This is a genomic window from Streptomyces sp. NPDC003034 (assembly GCF_053591375.1).
This window is the reverse complement of sequence record NZ_JBSFTS010000015.1, coordinates 128,318-149,887: the sequence shown is the minus strand read 5'-3', so window position 1 is coordinate 149,887 and position 21,570 is coordinate 128,318. Positions and strand designations below refer to the sequence as shown.

At 71.9% G+C, this 21,570-nt stretch carries 22 protein-coding genes and 1 pseudogene; 8 read left to right on the top strand and 15 right to left on the bottom strand.

The genetic code is table 11. From position 1 onward, the window contains the following. Nucleotides 1-128: pseudogene (locus tag ACWDX7_RS17435) on the top strand (IS30 family transposase); the annotation flags it as partial. A 112-nt stretch (nt 129-240) separates the two neighbouring features. On the opposite strand, the gene ACWDX7_RS17430 reads toward ACWDX7_RS17435, so the two are convergent. The 6 genes from ACWDX7_RS17430 to ACWDX7_RS17405 all read right to left on the bottom strand — a co-directional run bounded on the left by ACWDX7_RS17430 (nt 241) and on the right by ACWDX7_RS17405 (nt 4,242). Then, complete coding sequence (locus tag ACWDX7_RS17430; RefSeq protein ID WP_451493140.1) at nt 241-969, bottom strand: DUF3159 domain-containing protein; 729 nt, start codon at nt 967-969, stop codon at nt 241-243. Between the two features lie 3 nt (nt 970-972). Further along, nucleotides 973-1,392 (bottom strand): OB-fold nucleic acid binding domain-containing protein, encoded by a 420-nt coding sequence (locus ACWDX7_RS17425; protein ID WP_451493141.1) that lies wholly within the window; start codon nt 1,390-1,392, stop codon nt 973-975. A gap of 24 nt (nt 1,393-1,416) precedes the next feature. Further along, entirely contained in the window at nt 1,417-2,103 is a 687-nt protein-coding gene (locus ACWDX7_RS17420) for a response regulator (protein WP_451493142.1), read from the bottom strand. 219 nt (nt 2,104-2,322) lie between these two features. Beyond that, complete coding sequence (locus ACWDX7_RS17415; protein WP_451493143.1) at nt 2,323-3,120, bottom strand: DUF3710 domain-containing protein; 798 nt, start codon at nt 3,118-3,120, stop codon at nt 2,323-2,325. 1 nt (nt 3,121) lies between these two features. After that, complete coding sequence (gene dut / locus ACWDX7_RS17410; protein ID WP_451493144.1) at nt 3,122-3,658, bottom strand: dUTP diphosphatase; 537 nt, start codon at nt 3,656-3,658, stop codon at nt 3,122-3,124. Beyond that, a complete protein-coding gene (locus tag ACWDX7_RS17405; RefSeq protein WP_451493145.1) occupies nt 3,658-4,242 on the bottom strand; it encodes a PaaI family thioesterase in 585 nt (194 codons plus the stop codon). Before ACWDX7_RS17405 ends, dut begins: the two co-directional genes overlap by 1 nt. Nucleotides 4,243-4,300: 58 nt before the next feature. On the opposite strand from ACWDX7_RS17405, the gene ACWDX7_RS17400 reads away from it, so the two are divergent. Continuing rightward, the gene (locus tag ACWDX7_RS17400; protein ID WP_451493146.1) at nt 4,301-4,795 is read left to right on the top strand and encodes a DUF3093 domain-containing protein; all 495 of its coding nucleotides are present in this window, start codon (nt 4,301-4,303) and stop codon (nt 4,793-4,795) included. A gap of 29 nt (nt 4,796-4,824) precedes the next feature. Here the strand turns inward: ACWDX7_RS17400 and ACWDX7_RS17395 are convergent, their stop codons facing one another. The 4 genes from ACWDX7_RS17395 to ACWDX7_RS17380 form a co-directional block, all read right to left on the bottom strand. Next, a complete protein-coding gene (locus ACWDX7_RS17395) occupies nt 4,825-5,745 on the bottom strand; it encodes a hypothetical protein (protein WP_451493147.1) in 921 nt (306 codons plus the stop codon). Nucleotides 5,746-5,757: 12 nt separating this feature from the next. Continuing rightward, nucleotides 5,758-6,054 (bottom strand): DUF4193 domain-containing protein, encoded by a 297-nt coding sequence (locus tag ACWDX7_RS17390; protein ID WP_030154344.1) that lies wholly within the window; start codon nt 6,052-6,054, stop codon nt 5,758-5,760. 382 nt (nt 6,055-6,436) lie between these two features. Continuing rightward, nucleotides 6,437-7,681 carry a sensor histidine kinase gene (locus ACWDX7_RS17385; protein ID WP_451493148.1) on the bottom strand — a complete coding sequence of 415 codons (1,245 nt, stop codon included), beginning with the start codon at nt 7,679-7,681 and terminating at the stop codon, nt 6,437-6,439. A gap of 4 nt (nt 7,682-7,685) precedes the next feature. Continuing rightward, nucleotides 7,686-8,339 carry a response regulator transcription factor gene (locus ACWDX7_RS17380; RefSeq protein ID WP_030036265.1) on the bottom strand — a complete coding sequence of 218 codons (654 nt, stop codon included), beginning with the start codon at nt 8,337-8,339 and terminating at the stop codon, nt 7,686-7,688. Nucleotides 8,340-8,585: 246 nt separating this feature from the next. On the opposite strand from ACWDX7_RS17380, the gene ACWDX7_RS17375 reads away from it, so the two are divergent. Then, nucleotides 8,586-8,759: a hypothetical protein gene (locus ACWDX7_RS17375; RefSeq protein ID WP_451493149.1), complete on the top strand. Its 174-nt coding sequence runs from the start codon at nt 8,586-8,588 to the stop codon at nt 8,757-8,759. A 127-nt stretch (nt 8,760-8,886) separates the two neighbouring features. Here the strand turns inward: ACWDX7_RS17375 and ACWDX7_RS17370 are convergent, their stop codons facing one another. Continuing rightward, nucleotides 8,887-9,690 (bottom strand): inositol monophosphatase family protein, encoded by an 804-nt coding sequence (locus ACWDX7_RS17370; protein WP_451493150.1) that lies wholly within the window; start codon nt 9,688-9,690, stop codon nt 8,887-8,889. Nucleotides 9,691-9,701: 11 nt separating this feature from the next. Next, complete coding sequence (locus ACWDX7_RS17365; RefSeq protein ID WP_451493151.1) at nt 9,702-10,856, bottom strand: ferrochelatase; 1,155 nt, start codon at nt 10,854-10,856, stop codon at nt 9,702-9,704. 167 nt (nt 10,857-11,023) lie between these two features. Here ACWDX7_RS17365 and ACWDX7_RS17360 point away from each other — a divergent pair, with 167 nt between their 5' ends. Both ACWDX7_RS17360 and ACWDX7_RS17355 read left to right on the top strand, forming a co-directional pair. Further along, the gene (locus ACWDX7_RS17360; RefSeq protein ID WP_451493152.1) at nt 11,024-12,283 is read left to right on the top strand and encodes an MFS transporter; all 1,260 of its coding nucleotides are present in this window, start codon (nt 11,024-11,026) and stop codon (nt 12,281-12,283) included. Then, nucleotides 12,231-13,562, top strand: coding sequence for a D-arabinono-1,4-lactone oxidase (locus ACWDX7_RS17355; protein WP_451493153.1), 1,332 nt, complete (start codon nt 12,231-12,233; stop codon nt 13,560-13,562). Before ACWDX7_RS17360 ends, ACWDX7_RS17355 begins: the two co-directional genes overlap by 53 nt. A 20-nt stretch (nt 13,563-13,582) precedes the next feature. Here the strand turns inward: ACWDX7_RS17355 and ACWDX7_RS17350 are convergent, their stop codons facing one another. Beyond that, a complete protein-coding gene (locus ACWDX7_RS17350) occupies nt 13,583-14,392 on the bottom strand; it encodes a hypothetical protein (RefSeq protein ID WP_451493154.1) in 810 nt (269 codons plus the stop codon). 534 nt (nt 14,393-14,926) lie between these two features. On the opposite strand from ACWDX7_RS17350, the gene sepH reads away from it, so the two are divergent. Next, nucleotides 14,927-15,943: a septation protein SepH gene (gene sepH, locus ACWDX7_RS17345; RefSeq protein ID WP_451493155.1), complete on the top strand. Its 1,017-nt coding sequence runs from the start codon at nt 14,927-14,929 to the stop codon at nt 15,941-15,943. Between the two features lie 167 nt (nt 15,944-16,110). On the opposite strand, the gene ACWDX7_RS17340 is transcribed toward sepH, so the two are convergent. Then, complete coding sequence (locus tag ACWDX7_RS17340; protein ID WP_451493156.1) at nt 16,111-16,956, bottom strand: sulfurtransferase; 846 nt, start codon at nt 16,954-16,956, stop codon at nt 16,111-16,113. 181 nt (nt 16,957-17,137) lie between these two features. On the opposite strand from ACWDX7_RS17340, the gene ACWDX7_RS17335 reads away from it, so the two are divergent. Together ACWDX7_RS17335 and ACWDX7_RS17330 are read left to right on the top strand one after the other, a co-directional pair. Beyond that, nucleotides 17,138-17,956, top strand: coding sequence for a VOC family protein (locus ACWDX7_RS17335; protein ID WP_451493157.1), 819 nt, complete (start codon nt 17,138-17,140; stop codon nt 17,954-17,956). A gap of 482 nt (nt 17,957-18,438) precedes the next feature. Continuing rightward, a complete protein-coding gene (locus tag ACWDX7_RS17330; protein WP_451493158.1) occupies nt 18,439-19,365 on the top strand; it encodes a nitroreductase/quinone reductase family protein in 927 nt (308 codons plus the stop codon). 30 nt (nt 19,366-19,395) lie between these two features. Here the strand turns inward: ACWDX7_RS17330 and ACWDX7_RS17325 are convergent, their stop codons facing one another. After that, the gene (locus tag ACWDX7_RS17325) at nt 19,396-21,348 is read right to left on the bottom strand and encodes a serine/threonine-protein kinase (protein ID WP_451493159.1); all 1,953 of its coding nucleotides are present in this window, start codon (nt 21,346-21,348) and stop codon (nt 19,396-19,398) included. Between the last annotated feature and the right edge of the window lie 222 nt (nt 21,349-21,570).

The following is a 21,570-nucleotide window of genomic DNA, read 5'->3' as shown; positions in this document are numbered from 1 at the left end:
GCACCGACCTGTCCGCCCACACCCCCGAGTACCTCACCTCCGTCGCCGCCGAACTCAACGGCCGCCCACGCAAAACGCTCGGCTGGGAAACCCCAACCGAGCGCCTGCATAAACTACTCGCAGCTTGATCAAACCAACCACGTGTTGCAACGACCGCTAGAAACCGCCCACGGTCGTCCCGCCCCTTCGGCGTGGCTCCCGCGCTGCGGCACGGCAGCAGCGCACGGCAGCAGCAGCGGCTCAGGCCTTCCGCTCCCGGGCGGCAGCGGCAGCGGCAGCGGCGTCCCTCGCCTCCCACTCCGCGATCACATCGATCGGCGGCGGCGCCTTCGCCAGGAACACCCACGTGAGGTACACCGCCAGCACCATCGGCGGCAGCTTCAGCGCGATCAGGACCCAGCCCAGCTGCGTCGCGTCACCCCACCAGTACAGCGGGAAGAGGATCGCGTACTTGGCGAGGAAGATGATCCCCCACGCCAGGCTGGCCTTGGTGTACGCCTTCTTGCGCCCCGGGTTGCGCGTGCGCCAGGACAGGTTCTCCTTGAACACCGGGCCCAGGATCACGCCCAGCAGCGGAAAGCCCACCAGCGCGGAGAGCGTGAAGGCGGCGCCCAGGCAGACGCCGTAGATCATGCCCGGCAGGTAGAAGCCCTTCGCGCTGCCGGTGAAGAGGGCGAAGGCCACGCCCACGCCGACGCCGAAGACACCGCTGAACGCGTGCTTGACCGTGTCCTTGCGCAGCAGCCGCACGATCACCAGCAGGACCGCGACCGCGCCCGCCGCGATGGCGGACATCTTCACGTCCCGGTTGACCGTGTAGATCATGACGAAGAGCAGTCCGGGGAGCATCGTCTCCACGGTGCCGCGGACGCCCCCGAAGGCGTCGAAGAGCGCGGCCTGCGTCACCGCCTTCTGATCGGCGGCGGCGCCTGCGGACTCTGGGGTGGTCGGTTTGTCGAGTGACGTCACCGGTTAGTGCTCCTGTCCGAGCGGTCGGAGTTCGTACTTCGGGTTGAAGAGCACCCGACGGCCGTGGCTCAGCGAGATGCGTCCGGAAGCGATCATGCGGCGGCCGGGCTCGATTCCCACGATCGAGCGACGCCCGAGCCAGACGACGTCCAGTGCGGCCGAGCCGTCGAACAGCTCCGCCTCCAGGGCGGGGACTCCCGCCCGCGGTCGCAGGGTGACGGTACGCAGGGTGCCCGTCACCTTGACTATCTGGCGGTCGTGGCAGTCGCATATCCGCGTACAGCCCGCGGCTTCGCTGTCCTCCTGCAGCTCCGCGGAGTGCAGCTCCTCCTGCGAGGTGGACAGCCGCTCGATCATCCGGCGGAACCTGCCTGCCTGCCGGGCCGGCTTCGCGGGCTTCTCGGAACGCGGTTCAGCACTCATACCGAAAGCGTACCGGCGCGCAGGCTACCTCTCGAAGCGGTATCCCATGCCCGGTTCGGTGATGAAGTGCCGCGGGTGCGAGGGGTCGGCCTCCAGCTTGCGGCGCAGCTGCGCCATGTAGACCCGCAGATAGTTCGTCTCGGTGCCGTAGGAAGGTCCCCAGACCTCCTGGAGCAGCTGCTTCTGGCTGACCAGCTTGCCGCCGTTGCGCACCAGCACCTCCAGCAGGTGCCACTCGGTGGGCGTGAGGCGTACGTCGCGCCCCGCGCGCACCGCCTTCTTCGCGGCCAGGTCCACCGTGAAGCCTTCGGTCTCCACGAGCACCTCGCCGTCGCCCGCGCCGGCGGACGGCTCGGCCCGCCGGACGGCGGCGCGCAGCCGGGCCAGCAGCTCGTCCATGCCGAAGGGCTTGGTGACGTAGTCATCGGCGCCCGCGTCCAGGGCCTCGACCTTCTCGTCGGAGCTGTGCCGGGCGGAGAGGACCAGGATCGGTACGCGGGTCCAGCCGCGCAGGCCCCTGATCACCTCGACGCCGTCCATGTCCGGCAGCCCGAGGTCGAGTACGACGACGTCGGGGTGGCGGGCGGCCGCGAGTTCCAGGGCGCCGGCGCCGTCGGCCGCGGCGTCGACCTCGTACCTGCGGGCCTTCAGATTGATGACGAGGGCCCGGACGATCTGAGGCTCGTCGTCCACCACGAGCACCCGGGTCATCGAGGTCCTGCTTCCTGTCGCTTCCTGCCGCGTCGCATGCGCTCATTCTCGGGGACGTCCGCGCTGCTCAGGGACCGATGGGGGCGGTGCGGCCCATCCCTGACGCTTTCCTGACGCCCTGCACGCCTTCCTGGCGTACTCCGCGAAGGCCGAAGGCCGGTGGGCAGCACCTCCGAAGGGGTACGGCCCACCGGCCGAAAACAGCTCGTCCGCCCGGGATCAGCGGACTTCGGTGATCTCCGGGCCGCGCTCCAGCTGGCCCATGCCGCCGCCGAAGCGGGAGCCTTCCTGCTCCTCGGTCGTCTGCACGCCGTCCGGCACCATCTGGGCGTCGTTCGGCAGCTTCAGGACGATCGGATCGCGGGGGGCCATCGGGCCGTCGCCGCGCACGACGACGGTGTCCCTAAAGATCTGCTCCAGCACACCCGCCGACTCGGGGCGCACCGCGCCCTGGCCGGAGATGACACCGCGCAGGAACCAGCGCGGACCGTCGACGCCGACGAAGCGGACCAGCTGGGCGCCGGTCTGCCCGTCCGGAAGCGGTACGGGCACCTGCGCGCGCAGTTCCCAGCCGAGCGGGCCCTCGACCTCGTCGATGATGCCGCCCTGCTGGGTGATGCCCGTGGCGATCTCGTCGCGGACCTCGCCCCAGATGCCTTCCTTCTTGGGCGCGGCGAAAGCCTGCAGCTGTACGGCGCTGTCGCCCAGGACGACGGTCGCGGCCACGATCGCGTCACCGGCGACCTCTACGCGCAGCTCCATGCCCTCGACGCCGGGTACGAGGATGCCGCCCAGGTCGACCCGGCCGTCCGCCGGGTTGCCGAGCACCTCGGACACGTCCCAGGGGCCGTCGGGCCGCGGTGCCGGGGGCAGGTTCGTGCGACGCGGCTGAGCGCCGCCGTCCTGCTCGTCGGCGTCGCGCCGCTCGCCGGCGCCCGGCGCGGACGCGCGGTCCGCGACCTGCTCGGCCGCGCCGCCGTCCCTGGCGGAGTCGTTCTTCTTGCGACGTCCGAACACGTCACTGTCCTTCCCGGTCGGTTACGACCGAAGCGTAGCCATTCCCACCCTGCTGACCAGCGCCGGATCCGGCCACGGCCGCATGACCGCCGGTGGAGCCGAAACCCCCCTCGGCCCGGGCCGAGCCGGGAAGTTCCGCGACCTCGTGGAAGCGCACCTTCTCGACCCGCTGGACAACCAGCTGGGCAATGCGGTCGAAACGCTCGAACCGGACGCTCTCGCGAGGGTCGAGATTGACCACGATCACCTTGATCTCTCCACGGTACCCGGCATCCACCGTCCCCGGGGCATTCACGAGCGCGAGCCCGCACCGTGCGGCCAGCCCCGAACGCGGGTGTACGAAGGCCGCGTACCCGTCCGGCAGGGCGATCGACACGCCCGTGGGCAGTACGGCGCGCTCGCCGGGCGCGAGCTCCGCGGCCCGGGTCGTCACCAGGTCGCAGCCCGCGTCGCCGGGGTGACCGTAGGCGGGGAGGGGCACTTCGGGGTCGACGCGGCGGATGAGCACGTCGACCGGTGCGTGGTCGTTCTGGGACATCAGGGGTTCACCTCGAAGGCGCGTGCGCGCCTGACCTGGTCCGGGTCGGCCATCGCCGCCCGGATCTCCTGGGGTCGTCCGTTGTCGATGAAGTGGTCGACCTTCACCTCTATGAAGAGGGCGTCGGCGCGCAGGGCGACGGGGCCCCGCGGGCCGCCTATCCGGCCGACCGCGGTGCAGTAGATCTTCCGTCCGGCGACGGCGGTGACCTCGGCCGTCAGGTGCAGCACGGAGTCCACGGGTACGGGCCGGACGAAGTCGGTCTCCAGCCGCCCCGTGACCGCGATGACGCGCAGCAGCCAGTTCAGGGATCCGAGCGTCTCGTCGAGCGCGGTGGCCAGGACGCCGCCGTGCGCGAGGCCGGGGGCACCCTGGTGGGCGGCCTTGACGGTGAACTCGGCCGTGATGCTCACGCCCTCGCCCGCCCGGGCCTCCAGGTGGAGTCCGTGCGGCTGGCCCTGGCCGCAGCCGAAGCAGTACTCGTAGTGCGCACCGAGGAGTTCGCCGGGCGCCGGGGCGTCCGGGTGCCGCACCGGCGGCGCAGCATCGGCCGGCGGCGTCAACGCTGTGTTTCGTCCACTCACAGCCGCAGACCTTACCCGCGCGGCTACCCACCGGTCGCCTCGTGGCAGGCTTGGCGCCATGCAGCTCTCCCCCGCGCACCACGACGAACGCCTGACCGCCCCGCGCTCCTGGTGGGCCATCGCCGCCCTGATCGGTCTGGCGTGCGCGCTGATGCTGCTGCCGCTGGGGACGCTGCCGCTGCTGGCCGGGCTGGTCGGGGGCACCGCGCTGGCCGGCCTGGTGGTCAGTTCGTACGGCTCCGCGCGCGTGCGCGTGGTCAACGGGGCGCTCGCGGCCGGGGACGCGCGGATCCCGGTGTCTGCCCTGGGAGAGCCGGAGATCCTGGACGCCGAGGAGTCGCGCGCCTGGCGCACGCACAAGGCCGACACCCGCGCCTTCATGCTGATGCGCAGCTACGTCCCGACGGCGGTGCGGATCGAGGTCACCGATCCGGCCGATCCGACCCCGTACGTCTACGTGTCCACCCGCGAGCCGCAGGCCTTGGTCTCGGCGATCCGCGCGGCGAAGAGCCGGCCCGCGAGCGGCCGTCCCACGGGCCAGGCCGGCGGTTAGCCCCCGCCCAGCACCCGCCTAGCACCCGGCTAGCCCTTGTCGGGACCCTCCAGTGCGGCCCTGGTGACCTCGGGAAGGGGCTGGGAGGGCTGTTCCAGGGGCGGCAGCGCCTCCAGTGCCTCCCAGGGCACCGCGCGGCCGCGCAGGTCGCCCCGCACCTTCTCGGCGAGTTTCCGCGTATCGCGGCGGTTCATGACCGCTCCGACGGCCGCGCCCACCATGAAGGGCATGAGGTTGGGCAGATTGCGGACCATGCGCTTCATGATCTGCTGGCGCAGTTCGCGCTTCATGTGACCGCCGAGCGCCGCGTTGAGCGTGGTCGGCTTCGTCAGGTCGACGCCGCGCTCCTCCGTCCATGCGGTGAGGTAGGCGAGGCTGCGCTCTTTGAGGCCGCCGGGCGGCCGCACGCCGTAGACCTCGTGGAGTTCGGCGACGAGCTTGAGCTCGATGGCCGCCACGCCGGTGATCTCAGCCGCGAGCTCCGCCGGCATCGCGGGCGGGACGGGCATCATGGCGGCCGCGCCGATGCCCGCGCCGACGGCCGATGTGGCGTTGGCGGCGCCCGAGATCAGCTTGTCGGCAAGCTGATCGGGGCCGAGGCCCGGGAACTGCGCGCGCAGGGTCGCGAGGTCCCGAACCGGAACGCGGGGGGCGTTCTCGATGATCCGCTCGGTGATGTAGAGGGCGGCGGCCCTGGCACTTTCGCCGCCCTTGCGCACACCGTTCCTGACGGCGTGGAGCCGACGGGTTCCGGACCGCCGCCGGGTCTTCTCGTCGGCCTCCGCGCCCGACGGCACCGCGACCGCGGCGCCGGAGGGCACAGGCGTCCCGGAGGCGGGGTCGCCGGGGGTTCCAGGACCCGTTGCCGGGCCCTTGGTCCCCGCCTGCGCCTCCGCCTGATCACCACGCTTACGGAAGCGACGCTTCCGAAAGGGTGTCGAGCCAGCCACGGCCGAGGCCTCTCAGTCGCAGTCGCGACAGATCGGCTGACCGTTCTTCTCGCGCGCCAGCTGACTGCGGTGGTGCACCAGGAAGCAGCTCATGCAGGTGAACTCGTCCGCCTGCTTGGGCAGGACCCGGACGGCCAGCTCCTCATTGGAGAGGTCCGCACCGGGAAGCTCCATGCCTTCCGCCGCGTCGAAGTCATCCACGTCGACGGACGAGGACGACTTCTCATTGCGTCGAGCCTTCAGCTCTTCAATGCTGTCGTTGTCGACGTCGTCATCGGTCTTGCGCGGGGTGTCGTAGTCCGTTGCCATTGTTCACTCTCCCCCTCTGGGTGTTAGCGGTGTCTCAGCGCACGTAACGCGCGAGAGGCCGGACTTGTGCCCGACCTGAGGCGGAGATTTTGCCTCACATCAAGGTCTGTTACTCAATCGACACCCAGCCGCACACCTGGAGCAGCGAGTGGCTGGGATGACGACCGGGACCGTACACGGTCCTGGGGCCGTCTTGCACAAACGCCACCCCGTGTATTTCCCGCCATTATGGGCGCCGGAAACCCGGACTTCCCGGGCTTTCCGGGACCCGAGGGATCACTGAACGCACATGGTCGGACACTGGGCATTGTGATCGATCGCACAGGGCACGGTGCCTTCATAGGGCAAACATTCAGCCAGTAGCGAACATGGGGTGGCGGTCTCACACAGGAAGAGTGACACGCATCACGAGGCCACCGCCCTCGCGCGGCATCGCCTGGATCCGTCCGCCGTGTGCGCGCGCCACGGAGCGCGCGATGGAGAGGCCGAGCCCGACCCCCTTGTCGCTGCCCGTTCGCTCCGTACGCAGCCGCCTGAAGGGCTCGAAGAGGTTCTCCACCTCGTACGCGGGAACGACGGGACCCGTGTTCGACACCAGGAGGACCGCCTGGCCGTGCTGGACCTCGGTCGTGACCTCGACCCAGCCGCCTTCCGGCACGTTGTACCGGACGGCGTTCTGCACGAGGTTGAGGGCGATCCGTTCCAGCAGCACGCCACTGCCCTGGACGACGGCCGGGGAGCGTTCGCCGCGGATCTCCACGCCCTTGGCCTCCGCCTCGGCGCGCACCTGGTCGATGGCGCGCGAGGCCACCTCCGCCAGGTCCACGGGCTTGCGCTCGATGATCTGGTTGTCGCTGCGGGCCAGCAGCAGCAGGCCTTCCACCAGCTGTTCGCTGCGCTCGTTGGTGGCCAGCAGGGTCTTGCCGAGCTGCTGGAGCTCCACCGGAGCGCCCGGATCGGAAAGGTGCACCTCCAGGAGCGTCCGGTTGATCGCGAGCGGTGTCCGCAGCTCGTGCGAGGCGTTCGCGACGAACCTCTGCTGGGCCGTGAAGGCCCGCTCCAGCCGGTCGAGCATCTCGTCGAAGGTGTCGGCGAGCTCCTTGAGCTCGTCGTCCGGTCCGTCCAGCTCGATCCGCCGGGTCAGGTCGGAGCCGACCACCCGGCGTGCGGTACGGGTGATCTTGCCGAGCGGCGAGAGGACGCGGCCGGCCATGGCGTAGCCGAAGGCGAAGGCGATGATGCTCAGTCCCAGCAGGGCCATCAGCGACCGGCTCAGCAGATCGTCCAGGGCGTGCCTGCGCTGTTCGAGGACGCACTGGCTGATCGCGGCGTTGAAGTCGTCGTGGGAGACGATGCCGACCACGCCGGGGCAGGTGCTGCTGGAAACCTTGACGTCCTGGCCCCCGACGATCTTGAACGGAAGGGCGTTGCCCTCACGCAGGGCCTGCGCCGCCAGCAGGTAGATGATCGACAGCAGCAGGATGCCCGCGATCAGGAACATCCCGCCGTACAGCAGGGTGAGGCGTATGCGGATGGTGGGCCGCAGCCAGGGGAAGGGCCCCTCGGGCTGGCGCGGGTCCCACGTGGGTTTCGGGGGCGCCGCTGGTGGGGCGGGGGTGGTCGCCATCGGGTCAGATCCGGTATCCGGAACCGGGCACGGTCACGATGACCGGCGGTTCACCGAGTTTGCGGCGCAGGGTCATCACGGTCACCCGCACCACGTTGGTGAAGGGGTCGGTGTTCTCGTCCCAGGCCTTCTCCAGCAGCTGCTCGGCGGAGACGACGGTTCCCTCGCTGCGCATGAGCACCTCCAGCACCGCGAACTCCTTCGGCGCCAGCTGCACCTCCCTGCCCTCGCGGAAGACCTCGCGCCGGTTCGGGTCCAGCTTGATCCCGGCCCGCTCCAGTACGGGCGGCAGGGCGACTGTGGTCCTGCGCCCGAGCGCCCGTACGCGGGCGGTCAGCTCGGTGAAGGCGAAGGGCTTGGGCAGATAGTCGTCCGCCCCGAGCTCCAGTCCCTCCACCCGGTCGCTCACGTCACCGGAGGCGGTCAGCATCAGGACGCGCGTCGGCATGCCGAGCTCGACGATCTTCCGGCAGACGTCGTCGCCGTGTACGAGCGGAAGGTCCCGGTCGAGCACGACCACGTCGTAGTCGTTCACCCCGACACGCTCCAGGGCCGCGGCGCCGTCGTACACGACGTCCACGGCCATGGCCTCCCGGCGCAGGCCGGTGGCCACCGCATCGGCGAGCAGCTGCTCGTCCTCGACGACGAGTACGCGCACGTCGTTTCCTTCCTTCGAGCCCAGAAGGGCACACGTGTATGGCGTCGTCCATCCTGCCCGTTTCAGCCGTAAACCGGCTGTAAGGCGCCGCTCGCAGGGGGCGAGCGGGGCGGAAGTGAGGATTCACCGCCCTGGCGAGGTTTCTGGGCCCAGAGTGCCGGGGAGGACGAGATCACACCCCATCCACTCCCTGACGGCGGACTTCCACCTGCCGCCGCCGACCCACGAAGAGGGGGCGAACCCACCATGGACGCATTCACCGCGGGTCTCCTGCAGCGCATCAGGACCACGCAGTCGGACCTCATGCAGGCGCGCGAAGCGGGCGACGACTTCCTCGCGGAAGTGGAACAGGCGGAGCTGGAAGACCTTCAGCGCCTCGCCGCCGAGCACGGCGTTCCGCTCTCCGTCCCGGCCTGCTGACCCGTCACCTCGGGAAACCCGGCCTTCGGCACCTCGGCTCCGTCGAACCCTCGCACACCGGACCCCGGCCGGCCCCATGGGCGACCGGGGTTCCGTCATGTCGAGGGCCCGTTGCCGGGCTGCGGCCTCAGTCGTGCCAGGCGCCGGCCTCCTCCAGCAGCGGCTGGAGGGAGGCGAAGACGGCCGGGGTGGCCGCCAGGGTCAGTTCGCCCGAAGCGGGGAGTCCCGGGCGCCCGCCGGTCACCGCGCCGGCTTCCCGGGCGATGAGCTCGCCCGCCGCCAGGTCCCACGGGTTCAGCCCCCGCTCGTAGTAGCCGTCCAGCCGCCCCGCGGCCACGTCGCACAGGTCCAGGGCCGCGGACCCGCCCCGCCGGATGTCCCGCACCCGCGGGATGATCCGAAGCGCCACCTCCGCCTGGCGGGCCCGGCGGGTCTGGACGTACGCGAAGCCCGTCCCGACCAGTGCCTGGTCCAGCGGCGCCGCCCCCCGGCAGGCCAGCCGCGTCCCGCCCGACCAGGCACCGCCGCCGAGCACCGCGTGGTACGTCTCACCGCGCATCGGCGCCGCCACGACCCCCACCACGGTCTCGCCCCGGTACTCGGCCGCGATGGACACGCCCCAGCTCGGCAGCCCGTAGAGGTAGTTCACCGTGCCGTCCAGCGGGTCGACGACCCACCGCACCCCGCTGGTCCCGGGGCTGTCCGCGCCCTCCTCGCCCAGCAGCCCGTCCTCGGGCCGCCGCTCGGCGAGGACGGCGGTGATCAGCTTCTCCGCCGCGATGTCCATCTCGGTCACCACGTCGATCGGGCTGCTCTTGGTCGCCGCCACCCCCAGGTCGGCCGGCCGGCCGTCGCGCAGCAGAGCCCCGGCCTGCCGGGCGGCGTCCAGGCCGACGTCCAGCAGTTCCGCCTTCAGCTCTTCAGAGATCACGTTCCCACTCCCTACGCGTACGGACTGTCCGCGCCCGCGGCCGCCGACCGGGGCGCCCGCGCCGGGCAGCAGCCCACCGCGCACCGGTCGTGGCTCGCGCCCAGCCGCCCCAGGGCGCACCGCTCCACGTGCTCGCCGCGTTCGGCCGCGGCACGCTCCAGCACGAGGTCCCGTACGGCCGCGGCGAACCGCGGATCGGCCCCGACCGTCGCCGACCGCGCGACCGGCAGTCCGAGCTCCGCCGCCTTCGCCGTGGCCTCCGTGTCGAGGTCGTAGAGGACCTCCATGTGGTCGGAGACGAAGCCGATCGGGACCATCACGGCCGCCGGGGCTCCGGCCGCGTGCAGCGCCTCCAGGTGGTCGCAGACGTCCGGTTCCAGCCAGGGGATGTGCGGGGCGCCGCTGCGCGACTGGTAGACCAGCTCCCAGGGCAGGTCGCTGCCCGTCTGCGCCCGTACCGCCTCCGCGATGAGCCCGGCCACGTCCAGGTGCTGCTTGACGTACGCCCCGCCCGCGCCGCCCGTCGTGTGCTCCTCCAGCGGACCGGAGGTGTCCGCGGCCGCGGTCGGGATGGAGTGCGTGGTGAAGACGAGGTGCGCGCCCGCCCGGACCTCGGCCGGCAGCGATTCCAGCGAGGCGAGCACCCCGTCGGTCATCGGCCGCACGAAGCCGGGGTGGTTGAAGTAGTGGCGCAGTTTGTCGACCTTCGGCAGCTCCACCCCCTCTTCGGCGAGGGTGGCCAGCGCGTCGGCGAGGTTCTCGCGGTACTGGCGGCAGCCCGAGTACGAGGCGTAGGCGCTGGTGGCGAGCACCGCGATCCGGCGGCGCCCGTCGGCGGCCATCTCCCGCATCACGTCGGTCAGGTACGGGGCCCAGTTCCGGTTGCCCCAGTAGACCGGCAGGTCCAGCCCGTGCTCGGCGAAGTCCTTGCGCAGCGCGTCCAGCAGGTGCCGGTTCTGCCCGTTGATCGGGCTGACCCCGCCGAAGCCGAAGTAGTGCTGCCCGACCTCCTTGAGCCGCTCGCGCGGGATGCCGCGCCCACGCGTGACGTTCTCCAGGAACGGCACGACGTCGTCGGGTCCCTCGGGGCCGCCGAAGGAGAGCAGCAGCAGGGCGTCGTACGGGGCTGCGGGCCCGCCCGGGGGCGGGAGGAGCTGGTCTGACATGCGTCGAATCCTGCCACTGCTCGCCCGCGGGCGGGAACCGCCCCGGCCCGACCAGGAGCTGCGCCGAAGGTAAGGTGACCCTAACTTCACTGTCTGGAATTCCCGTGCGGGTGCCTCGTCGGCGGTCGTAACCTGTACGGGCCGATGACGTCCCTTACGGAGATCCCTTGCCCAGTCCCTACCGCGCGCTCTTCGCGGCCCCCGGAACCAAGGGGTTCAGCGCCGCCGGCCTCATAGGCCGCTTGCCGCTCTCCATGGTCGGTGTCGGCATCCTCACGATGATCTCCGAGCTCACCGGCCGCTACGCGATGGCGAGCGCCCTCACCGGCACGCTCGCCCTGGCGGCCGCCGTCATCGGCCCCCAGGTGTCCCGGCTGGTGGACCAGTACGGCCAGCGCCGGGTCCTGCGCCCCGCCACGCTCATCTCGGTGGGGGCGGTCGCCGGACTGCTGCTTGCCGCCGCGAACGGTCTGCCGGACTGGACCCTCTTCGTGTGCGCGGCGATCGCGGGCTGCGTGCCCAGCGTCGGCTCGATGATCCGGGCCCGGTGGACGATGATCTACCAGGACTCCTCGCGCGAGCTGCATACCGCCTACTCCTTCGAGTCGGTGGTGGACGAGGTCTGCTTCATCTTCGGACCGATCATCGCCATCGGGCTGTCGACCACCTGGTTCCCCGAGGCCGGTCCGCTCATCGCCGCCGTCTGCCTGCTCGTCGGCGTATGGCTGCTCACCGCACAGCGGTCCACCGAGCCCGAGCCGCATCCGCGCCACGCGCACACGGACCGCACCTCCGCCCTGCGCTCCCCCGGCCTGCAGGTGCTGACCGCCACCTTCGTCGCGACGGGGGCCATCTTCGGCTCCATCGACGTGGCCACCCTGGCCTTCGCCGAGGAGCAGGGCCACAAGGCCTCCGCCAGCTTCATCCTGGCCGTCTGGGCGCTCGGATCCTGCCTCGCGGGCATCGTCTTCGGCCTGCTGCACCTCAAGGGCCGGACGGAAGTCAGGTGGGTTCTGGGCGTGTCCGCCATGGCCGTGAGTATGATCCCCCTCCTACTGGCCGGGAGCCTCCCGTTTCTGGCCGTGGCGCTCTTCGTCTCGGGCCTCGCCATCGCTCCCACGATGATCACCACGATGGCCCTGATCGAGGCGCACGTACCCCGCGCGAAGCTGACCGAGGGCATGACGTGGATCAGCACCGGTCTCGCGGTCGGCGTAGCGGCCGGCTCGTCCGTGACCGGCCTGGTCATCGATGCCGCCGGCGCGCAGCGCGGGTACGTCGTCTCCATCGCGGCGGGTGCGGCCGCGGCGGCGGTGGCGTTCGCGGGTTACCGCCGGCTGACGAGGCCGGCGCAAGGGGAGGAGCCAGCTACCGATGGGGACGGCGACAGCAGGGAAGTCCGGGCCGGCAAGGACGGCATGGCGTAACTGGGCGGGCAATGTCACCGCCACACCCGCCCGAGTGGTGACCCCGGCCTCGGTCGGGGAGCTTCAGCAGGCAGTCCGCCGGGCCGCCGAGGACGGCATGCGGGTGAAGGCGGTCGGCACCGGCCACTCCTTCACCGCGGCCGCCGCCACGGACGGGGTCCTCATACGTCCGCAGGCACTGAGCGGGATCCGCGGGATCGACCGGGCCGCCGGGACCGTGACGGTGGCGGCGGGCACGGTCCTGAAGGACTTCAACCGGGCCCTGGCCCGCCAGGCGCTCTCGCTCACCAACATGGGCGACATCATGGAGCAGACGGTCTCCGGGGCGACCAGCACGGGCACCCACGGCACCGGCCGCGACTCGGCCTCCCTCTCCACCCAAATCCGCGCCCTGGACCTGGTCACCGCCGACGGCCGGCTGCTGACCTGCTCGGAGAAGGAGAATCCGGAGGTCTTCGCGGCCGCCCGGCTCGGCCTCGGCGCGCTCGGTATCGTCACCTCGCTCACCTTCGCCGTCGAGCCGGTCTTCTTCCTGACCGCCCGTGAGGAGCCGATGGGCTTCGACCGGGTGACGGCCGAATTCGACCAGCACGTCGCGGAGAACGAGCACTTCGAGTTCTACTGGTTCCCGCACACCGGGAACTGCACCACCAAGCGCAACAACCGCAGCCAGGGCCCGGCCGCCCCGCCCGGCCCGGTAAGCGCCTGGATCGAGGACGAGCTGCTCTCCAACGGCGTCTTCCGGGCCGTCAACGCGCTGGGCCGGGCCGTTCCCGCCACCATCCCCGGCATCGCGCGCATCGCCAGCCGCGCCCTTTCGGCCCGCACCTACACGGACATCCCGTACAAGGTGTTCACCAGTCCGCGCCGGGTGCGGTTCGTGGAGATGGAGTACGCCCTCCCCCGCGAGCGGGCCGTCGAGGCGCTGAGGGAGCTGAAGGCCGTGGTCGACCGCTCCCGCCTGCGCGTCAGCTTCCCGGTGGAGGTGCGGACGGCTCCGGCCGACGACATCCCGCTCTCGACGGCATCGGGGCGCGAGACGGCGTACATCGCGGTGCACATGTACCGGGGCACGCCGTACCGGTCCTACTTCACGGCGGCCGAACGGATCTTCACCGCGCACGGCGGACGGCCGCACTGGGGCAAGGTGCACACGCGGGACGCCGGGTACCTGGCGGGGGTCTACCCGCGGTTCGGCGAATTCACCGCGCTCCGGGACCGGCTGGATCCGGAGCGGGTCTTCGGCAACGACTACCTGCGGCGCGTCCTGGGCGAATGAGCCGGGGCGGCGCAGCGGCCTCAGGGCGCGCTCCGCTGCTCCGGCCCGGCGCCGGTGGCGCCCCCGGCTCGGGTCGGCCCGTCCGGGTGCGGCGTGGGAGTCGGTGCCGGCGTGGGGGTGTGCTTCGACGGGGACGGGGCGGGAGTCGGGTCCACGGGGGCCGAGCGGCTCGGGTCCGGGGCGGGGCCGCGGTCGCCGGACGGGCTGGAGGAGGGATCGGACGAGGGGTCGGGTGAAGCGCCGGGGCCGGGGCGCTGCCCGGACTGTCCGCCGTTGCCGGACGGGCCGGGCTCTTCGGACTGGCTCGGCTTGCCGCCGCCGCCCTTCTCGTTGGCGGGTTCGCGCCTGTGGTCGGGGGCGGTGGCGGCGCCGCCGGTCAGCAGGGTGCGGCCGTCCGCGCTGACCGAGGTGCCGGCCATCGCCTCGTACGTCCCCAGGCCGCCGATGGCGAGGGCGAAGGCCGCACCGGAGGCCACCGCCGTGCGCTTCCAGCCCCGTACGCGCGTGCCGTGGACGGTGGCCGCGCCGAACTCCCGCGAGGGCTCCGGGGAGCCGGCCTCCTGCGGAACCGGCGCCTGACGGGGCTTCGGCCGGACGGCCGTCTCCCGCAGGTGGTCGCCGGTGCGCCGGAAGAAGTGCTGGATGACGGGCCCGCCTGCGGTGGCGACGACGCTCACGACACCGGCGCCGGCGATCGTCCCGTAGACGCCCAGCTTCGAGGCGAGCAACGCCGCCGCGACGGTGGCGAGGGAACTGCCCGCCACCTGAGCCGCACTCAGGTCGAGCTTCTTCTGCTGCGGTTCGACGTCCCGCGTCGTCTTCTGACCCATCGCCATCCCTGCGCTTCCCGCCTCTTCCGCCTCTCCCGCTTCTCCTCTTCCAGTAGTGAGAGACAGCTGAGCGAAACGGAAAGTTCCATTTCTGGGGTTTCTGTGAAGCAAGACACCCGGAAACGGACGCGGGTGCAGGTGAGGCCCGTCAGAGGGCATGCCAACTGGCGCCGTCCGGGAGAAGTTCGGCGGCGCGGCGGTCCACCCAGGTGGCCCGAATGGAGTACTGTGGCGAGCCCTGGGGCCGTCCTTCCTTACGGATGTCCGGACCCGGGAGAGGGGGCCGGCTGATGGAAAACGGCACTCAAGACCGGTGATGCCGCGGTATTGCACGGGTTCCTGCTGCGCACAGTAATCGTTCGGTCACTGTGCGTGCCCAACAGGTAACCGTGCCATAACGGCGATCAAGGGCGCATGCCCGACACGCCGGTTTAACACGGCAAGGTTGTGGCAGGCTGCACCCGGGCAGGCCACACTCGACTAGCGGAAGCAGCGACGCACGTGACGTCGGCAGGCACCACCCGGGAGGTCCCCATGCCCGAACTGCGTGTCGTGGCCGTCTCAAATGACGGCACACGACTGGTGCTCAAGGCTGGGGACAGCACGGAGTACACGCTTCCGATCGACGAGCGCCTGCGCGCCGCCGTGCGCAACGACCGCGCGCGCCTGAACCAGATCGAGATCGAGGTGGAGAGCCACCTCCGCCCCCGCGACATCCAGGCCCGCATACGGGCCGGTGCCTCCGCGGAGGAGGTCGCTCAGCTCGCCGGCATCCCCGTCGAGCGCGTACGCCGTTTCGAGGGGCCCGTGCTCGCCGAGCGCGCGTTCATGGCCGAGCGGGCGCGCAAGACTCCCGTACGCCGCCCCGGCGAGAACACCGGGCCCCAGCTCGGTGAGGCCGTCCAGGAGCGGCTGACGCTGCGGGGCGCCGAGAAGGAATCCCTCCAGTGGGACTCCTGGCGCCGCGACGACGGCACCTGGGAGGTCCTGCTCGTCTACCGGGTCGCGGGCGAGCCGCACTCGGCGAGCTGGACGTACGATCCTCCGCGCCGTCTGGTCGTGGCCGTGGACGACGAAGCCCGCTCCCTCATCGGCGAGTCGGACGACCTGCCCGCGACGCCCGAGCCGAGCTTCCCCTTCGTGCCGAGGATCGCCCGGCTGCCGCGCGACCGGCCGCTGGACCGCGCCCTGGACCGCCAGTTGGAACGGCCGGTCGCCCCGGCGCCGGATCCGGAAGAGGAACGGGACACCCTGACCAGCCTGCTGGAGGCGGTACCGAGCTTCCGCGGCGACATGGTGGTCCCGGAACGGCCCGAACCGCCCGCGGAGGAGGCCGAGGCGGAGGAGCCGCCGGCCCCGGCCGCTTCGGCGGGCGCCGGTTCGGCGTACGCCGACGTGCTGATGCCGCGCACGGTGGCGGGCCACCGCGACCGCCTGACGGGCACCACCGACCGCCAGGCGGAGGCCGACGGCGTCCGCCCGGGCCGCCGTGCGGCGGTCCCGAGCTGGGACGAAATCGTCTTCGGCACCCGCCGCAAGAAGCAGGAGTAGGCGGGGAGCAAGCAGGCGTCAGCGGAGTACGCCGCACGCGCGGGCAGCTCTCCACGCAAGGCGAGTCCGCATGCCCACCCCGGCTGAGGGGCCGGGGCGGACGGCGCGGCCCCGTTGGCCGGGGCCCGGCCGACGGGCGCGGCGGCTACGGGCGGGCTAGGCGGCGGTTACTGGGGGTCCGGGCCCGCGGCTACCGGGCGGGCGGGGTCCGAGGACCAGTGCGACCAGCTGCCCGCGTAGAGGTCGGCCGGGATGCCCGCCACCTCCAGGGCGAGGACCTGCTGAGCGGCGGAGACGCCCGAGCCGCAGTACACGCCCACCGGCACGTCCTTCGACACCCCGAGGCCCGCGAACCGGGCGCGCAGCGCCTCCGCCGGCAGCAAGCGGCCGTCCGGGCCCACGTTCTCCGTGGTCGGGGCCGATACGGCGCCCGGGATGTGGCCGCCCACGGGATCGATCGGCTCGGCCTCTCCCCGGTATCGCTCCCCCGCGCGCGCGTCCAGGAGGATCCCCGCGCGGGCCCGCGCGGCCGCCCCCTCCGCGTTCAGCACTCCGACCGCGCCCGGAGTTGGCTTGAAATCGCCCTCGGTGGGCGTCACCCTGTCGGCCGTCACCTCACCCCCGGCGGCAGTCCACGCGGTCAGGCCGCCGTCCAGCACCCGCACGTCCGGGTGACCCGTCCAGCGAAGCAGCCACCACGCCCGGGCGGCGGCCCAGCCCTGACCGCCGTCGTACACGACCACCGCCCTGTCCGCCGAGACACCGGCCCGCCGCATCACCGCGCCGAACTCCTGCGGATCGGGCAGCGGGTGCCGCCCGCCCGACCCCGCCGGACCTGCCAGTTCCCGGTCGAGGTCGACGTACACGGCGCCGGGCAGGTGCCCGGCCTCGTAGGCGGGGCGCTGGTCGGGCCCGCCGAGCTGCCAGCGGACGTCCAGCAGCACCGGGGGCCGGGAACCGGCCAGCTCGCGCATGAGTTCGGCAGCGGAGAGAATCGCGGATTTCGCAGTCATGCGGCCATCTTCCTCCGGGCCCGGCGCCCGTATGACAACCCCGTCAACAGCGGGGCGCACCGATCCGGTCATGTGTGTACCCCGCCCCGGTGATACGGCCGGTCGGGGCGCGCCGGGCTCCGCGGAGTGGAACCATCAGCGGCAGCGAGCGGCAGGACCCACAACGGAGGAGACGGCTGACATGACCGAGGCAGCGGAAGCTACACGGCGCCCGTCGGGCACACCGTGCTGGGTAAGCCTGATGGTGCACAGCCTCGGGAACACCGAGGAGTTCTACGCCGACTTGTTCGGCTGGGAGTACGTACCGGGTCCTCATCAGCTCGGGCCGTACGTCCGGGCCGTGCTGGACGGCCACGAGGTGGCCGGCATCGGCGAGATGCCGCCGGACCGTCATCTTCCGGTGGCCTGGACGACGTACCTCGCCACGGACGACGCCGACGCGACGGCCGAATCGATCCGCTCCCGCGGCGGCACGGTCGCGGTGGGCCCGCTGGACGCCGGCGTCGCGGGACGGATGGCGATCTGCTCCGACCCGCTGGGCGCGATCTTCGGGATCTGGCAGGCCCAGAGCCACATGGGCACCCTCGTCCACGGCACGCCGGGCACCCCCGTCTGGAACGAGCTGATCACGCAGGACACGTCGGCGGTCGACAAGTTCTACGAGCATGTTTTCGGCCACGAGGCGCAGACCTACGGCACGGCCGCCGAGGACTTCGACTACGTGACCTTGCTCCTGGAGGGCCGCCCGGTGGCCGCCGTGCACGGGGTCGGCCGTTCGCTGCCGCACGACCGGGGCCCGCACTGGATGGCGTACTTCGAGGTCGAGGACACCGACGCGGCCGCCACCCGGGTCGCCGAGCTCGGCGGGCGCATCGTGGAGGCGCCCCGCGACGGGCTGCGGGGCCGGTGCGCCACGGTCGCCGACCCGGAGGGCGCGGTCTTCACGCTCGTACGGTCACGGCCGGGCGCCTCGGCCGCGCCGGGCGGGGGCGCTGCCTGACGGGGAGTCCGTAAGCGGCCCGCCCCCGGCGCCGGTCTCCCGCCGGGGGCGCGGGCGGGCATGCGGCGCGGGCGGGTGGGGTGGCAGGGGCCGGTCGTGCGCGCGTTGACAGCCGGCGTACCCGTGGGTTCTCATGGGGCGCGTGGCGCGTGGCGCCGGCCAAAGAGCAGTGGGCCGGCCGGCGATCGGGCGACCACCGGTATTTCGAGGGACCACCATGAGTCCACTTCCCGTGCGCCGTACCTGACTCGGCGCGTTCACGCCCGGCGTCGCCGTGCGACGCGCAGGCGCATGTCCGCCGCGCTCGCACATGACCGACGCACGCGCGCATGTCCGCCTCCGTGACCGACCGCTTCGAGCGCGTTGTCACGGCGCGGCATGGCGCCCACCCGATCGGCCCGTCCTCCGGGCCTCCCCTTCCCCGAACAGCGCCGCGTCCTCGCGGATCCTGTTCTGCGCCTTTCATGGAGATCTGACGCATCATGCCCACTGACTTCAACCAATCCGTCATCGAAGAGTTCCGAGCCAACGGAGGGAAGGTCGGCGGCCCCTTCGAAGGCGGCGACCTGCTCCTGCTGACCACGACCGGCGCGAAATCCGGAGAAGCGCGGACCGTTCCCCTCGGGTACGTCCGCCACGGCGATCTGCTGCTGATCGTCGGATCGAACCTCGGAGCCCCCCATCACCCCGACTGGTACCACAACCTGATGGCCCGTCCACTGGTCCGGGTCGAGCTCGGAACCGAGGAGTTCGAGGCGATAGCCGTGCCCGCCGAGGGCGAGCGCCGCGACCGCCTGTTCGCGCACGTCGTGAGCGTGGAGCCGGGTTACGGGGTGTATCAGGAGAGCACCTCGCGCGTACTGCCGGTCGTGGTCCTGGAGTCCGCCGAAGTGGCGGAGGCCGAGGGCGAGGGGCCGGCGGAGGCCGGGACCCTCGCCGACAAGCTGATGGAGGTACACGTCTGGCTGCGGGCCCAACTGGCGCACGTACGCGAGGAGGTGGAGGCGCACTTCGCCGCGCGGGCGGCGCACCGGGGGCCCGGTGAGCCGCCCGCGCCGGGGCTCGGCCTGCAGATACGGCAGCGATGCCTGGCGTTCTGCCAGGCCTTGGAGTTCCACCACACCGGCGAGGACGCGCACGTGTTCCCCGTCATGGAGGCGCGGCATCCGCACCTGGCCGACACCTTCGCACGGTTGCGGGTCGAGCACCGCACGGTCGCCCGTCTGCAGGAGGAACTGAGCGGTTTGCTGGCCGACATCGCGGCCGCGGACCCGGAGCGGTTCCGGGCCGAGCTGGAGCGGATGTCGCACGAACTCACGGCGCACCTGGACTACGAGGAGGAATCCCTCCTTCCGACCCTCGCCCAGATCCCCTTCCCGCCGGGCCCGCAGGCGGCCGGCCCGAGCTGACGCCGGGGCCGAGCCGTTCCGCAACACCCTTCAGGCCTGCCTCGACCAGCGCTGCGATGCCTCCCCACCACACGTCTTGGTGACCAGGCCGCTGCTCATGCCCAGATCGAGACAGCCCCCGCCGTAGTCGCTCCGGAGGCTGCCGCCTGAACCCGTACGCCACAGCCGTCCGCCGTCCTGGGCGCAGTCACCCACGAAGACGGCCTGGCCGAGCCCGTTGGAGTACAGGCACTGGCCGGTCTGCCGATTGACGAGCTTGAAGCTGCCGTCCGGCCTGCCCTGCACGGTCCACTGGGCGGTGGAGTCGGAACAGGAGCCGTGGTCGGAAGCTCCGTAGACCTGGGTGATGCACTTGCCGTTGTTGCCGTTGCGGTAGCGGTGGGTGCCCGAAGCGGGGGGCGTGGTGGCTGCGGGTGTCCCGGCGCCGGAGGGAGTGGAACTGCCGGAACCGCCCGAGGGGCCCGAGCCGTTCTGCGTTCCGGATCCGGTTCCGGTACTGGTGCCGGGGCCGGTGCCCGTACCGGTGCCTGGGACGCTCCCGCCCGCTCCGGCGGCCGGCGGGGCCGGGGGCGCGCCTGCCCCGCCCTGCGCCGTGCCCTTGTCGTCCCCCTGAGCCTGGTCCGCGACCGGCGACTGCACCGGGGACGCCGTACCCGACGGGCTGCCGCCCGGCGTCGACGGCGCCGTATCGGCCGGCGGGACCGGGGCCGAGGGGAAGGGGGTGGCATGGGCCCCGGCTTGCGGTGTTGAGATGTGCGGCAGGTACTGGATCGCCAGTGTCGTACCGCCGGCGACCACGACGACGGGGAGGACGGCGAGGAAGACACGCGTACGGCGGCGGCGGCGTTCCGGCGGCCCGGTTCGCTCCGGACGGGACGCCGCCACAGGCTCGGGCTTCTGCTCGGCGGGTTTCGGTTCCGCGGGCTTCGCTTCGGCGGGCTTCGGCGGTTCCGGGACCGGTTTCGGCTCCGGGCCCAGTGCCGGTTCGGGTACGGGTACAGGTACGGGTACGGGTGCCGGTGCCGGCTTTCCGCCTGCGAGCGGGAGCGTACGTACGTCGATCTCCTGAACATCCCCGGCGAAGGCGGCCCGCTCGGACAGGCGCACCGTGATGGCCTCCGGCCACAGCGGGGTGCTGACCGGGGCGTGCGGCCGGGCGTGTTCGAGGAGCTCCGCGGCCGTGGGGCGGCCCTCGGGGTCCTTGTCGAGACAGGCCGCCACGAGCTCGGCGAGGTCCGGATCCAGCTCCCGCAACGGCTCCAGGTCCGGTTCTTCATGAACGATGCGGTACAGCACGCCGTGCCCCGACTCGTCACCGAAGGGCGGCCGGCCGCACGCCGCGTACGCCAGTACCGAGCCCAGCGCGAACACGTCGGTCGCACCGCTCAACCTCCTTGCGGCGGAGGCTTGTTCCGGCGCCATGTAGGCGGGCGTGCCCACGACCATGCCGGTCCTGGTGAGCTGGCTCTGCTCGGTGGCCCGCGCGACACCGAAGTCGATGAGGGTGAGCCCGTCGAGGGTCAGCATGACGTTGGACGGCTTGAGATCCCGGTGCACCATGTCCAGCGCGTGCACCGTCGCCAGCCCGGCCGCCGCTTCCCTCATCAGCAGCCACAGCGCGGCCGCGGGCAGGGGCCTGCCGTGCAGCTCGACGGCTTCCCGCAGCGTCAGGCCGGGGATGTACGCGGTGGCGAACCACGGGGGCCGTGCAGTCCGGTCGCTGGCGAGCAACGGCGCCGTGGCCGCAGGGGGCAGGCGAGAGAGGTTGTCCAGCTCGTGCCCGAAGCGCCGCAGGAAGTCCTGGTCCTCCCCCACGACAGAGGACAGCAGTTGCTTGACGGCGACGTACCTGCCGTCCAGGACCCCGAGGTACACCCGCCCCATACCCCCGGCACCCAGCCGTCCCGCCACCGGAATCGACCCGATCAGGCGCGGATCGTCGGCCTCCAGCGGCTCGGCCCCGCTGCCCCTCAGCTCTAACACGTCAGCCCCGTTGGAATTGGAATCAGCTTCTAGAAATCTACCGGACATGAAACCAGAGCCCCCCGAGGTCATGTGAGCCGACCCGGTCAGCCTCTCACTGGAGACACCGGGCTTGCTCCACCAGGAATGAACCAGGACTGTCAAGGGACTTGGCCGGAGCTGCACCCGCGCGGAGAGCGGGGCCCGGCACAGCCTGGACCTAGCCTCGCGCCCGGGCTTCGG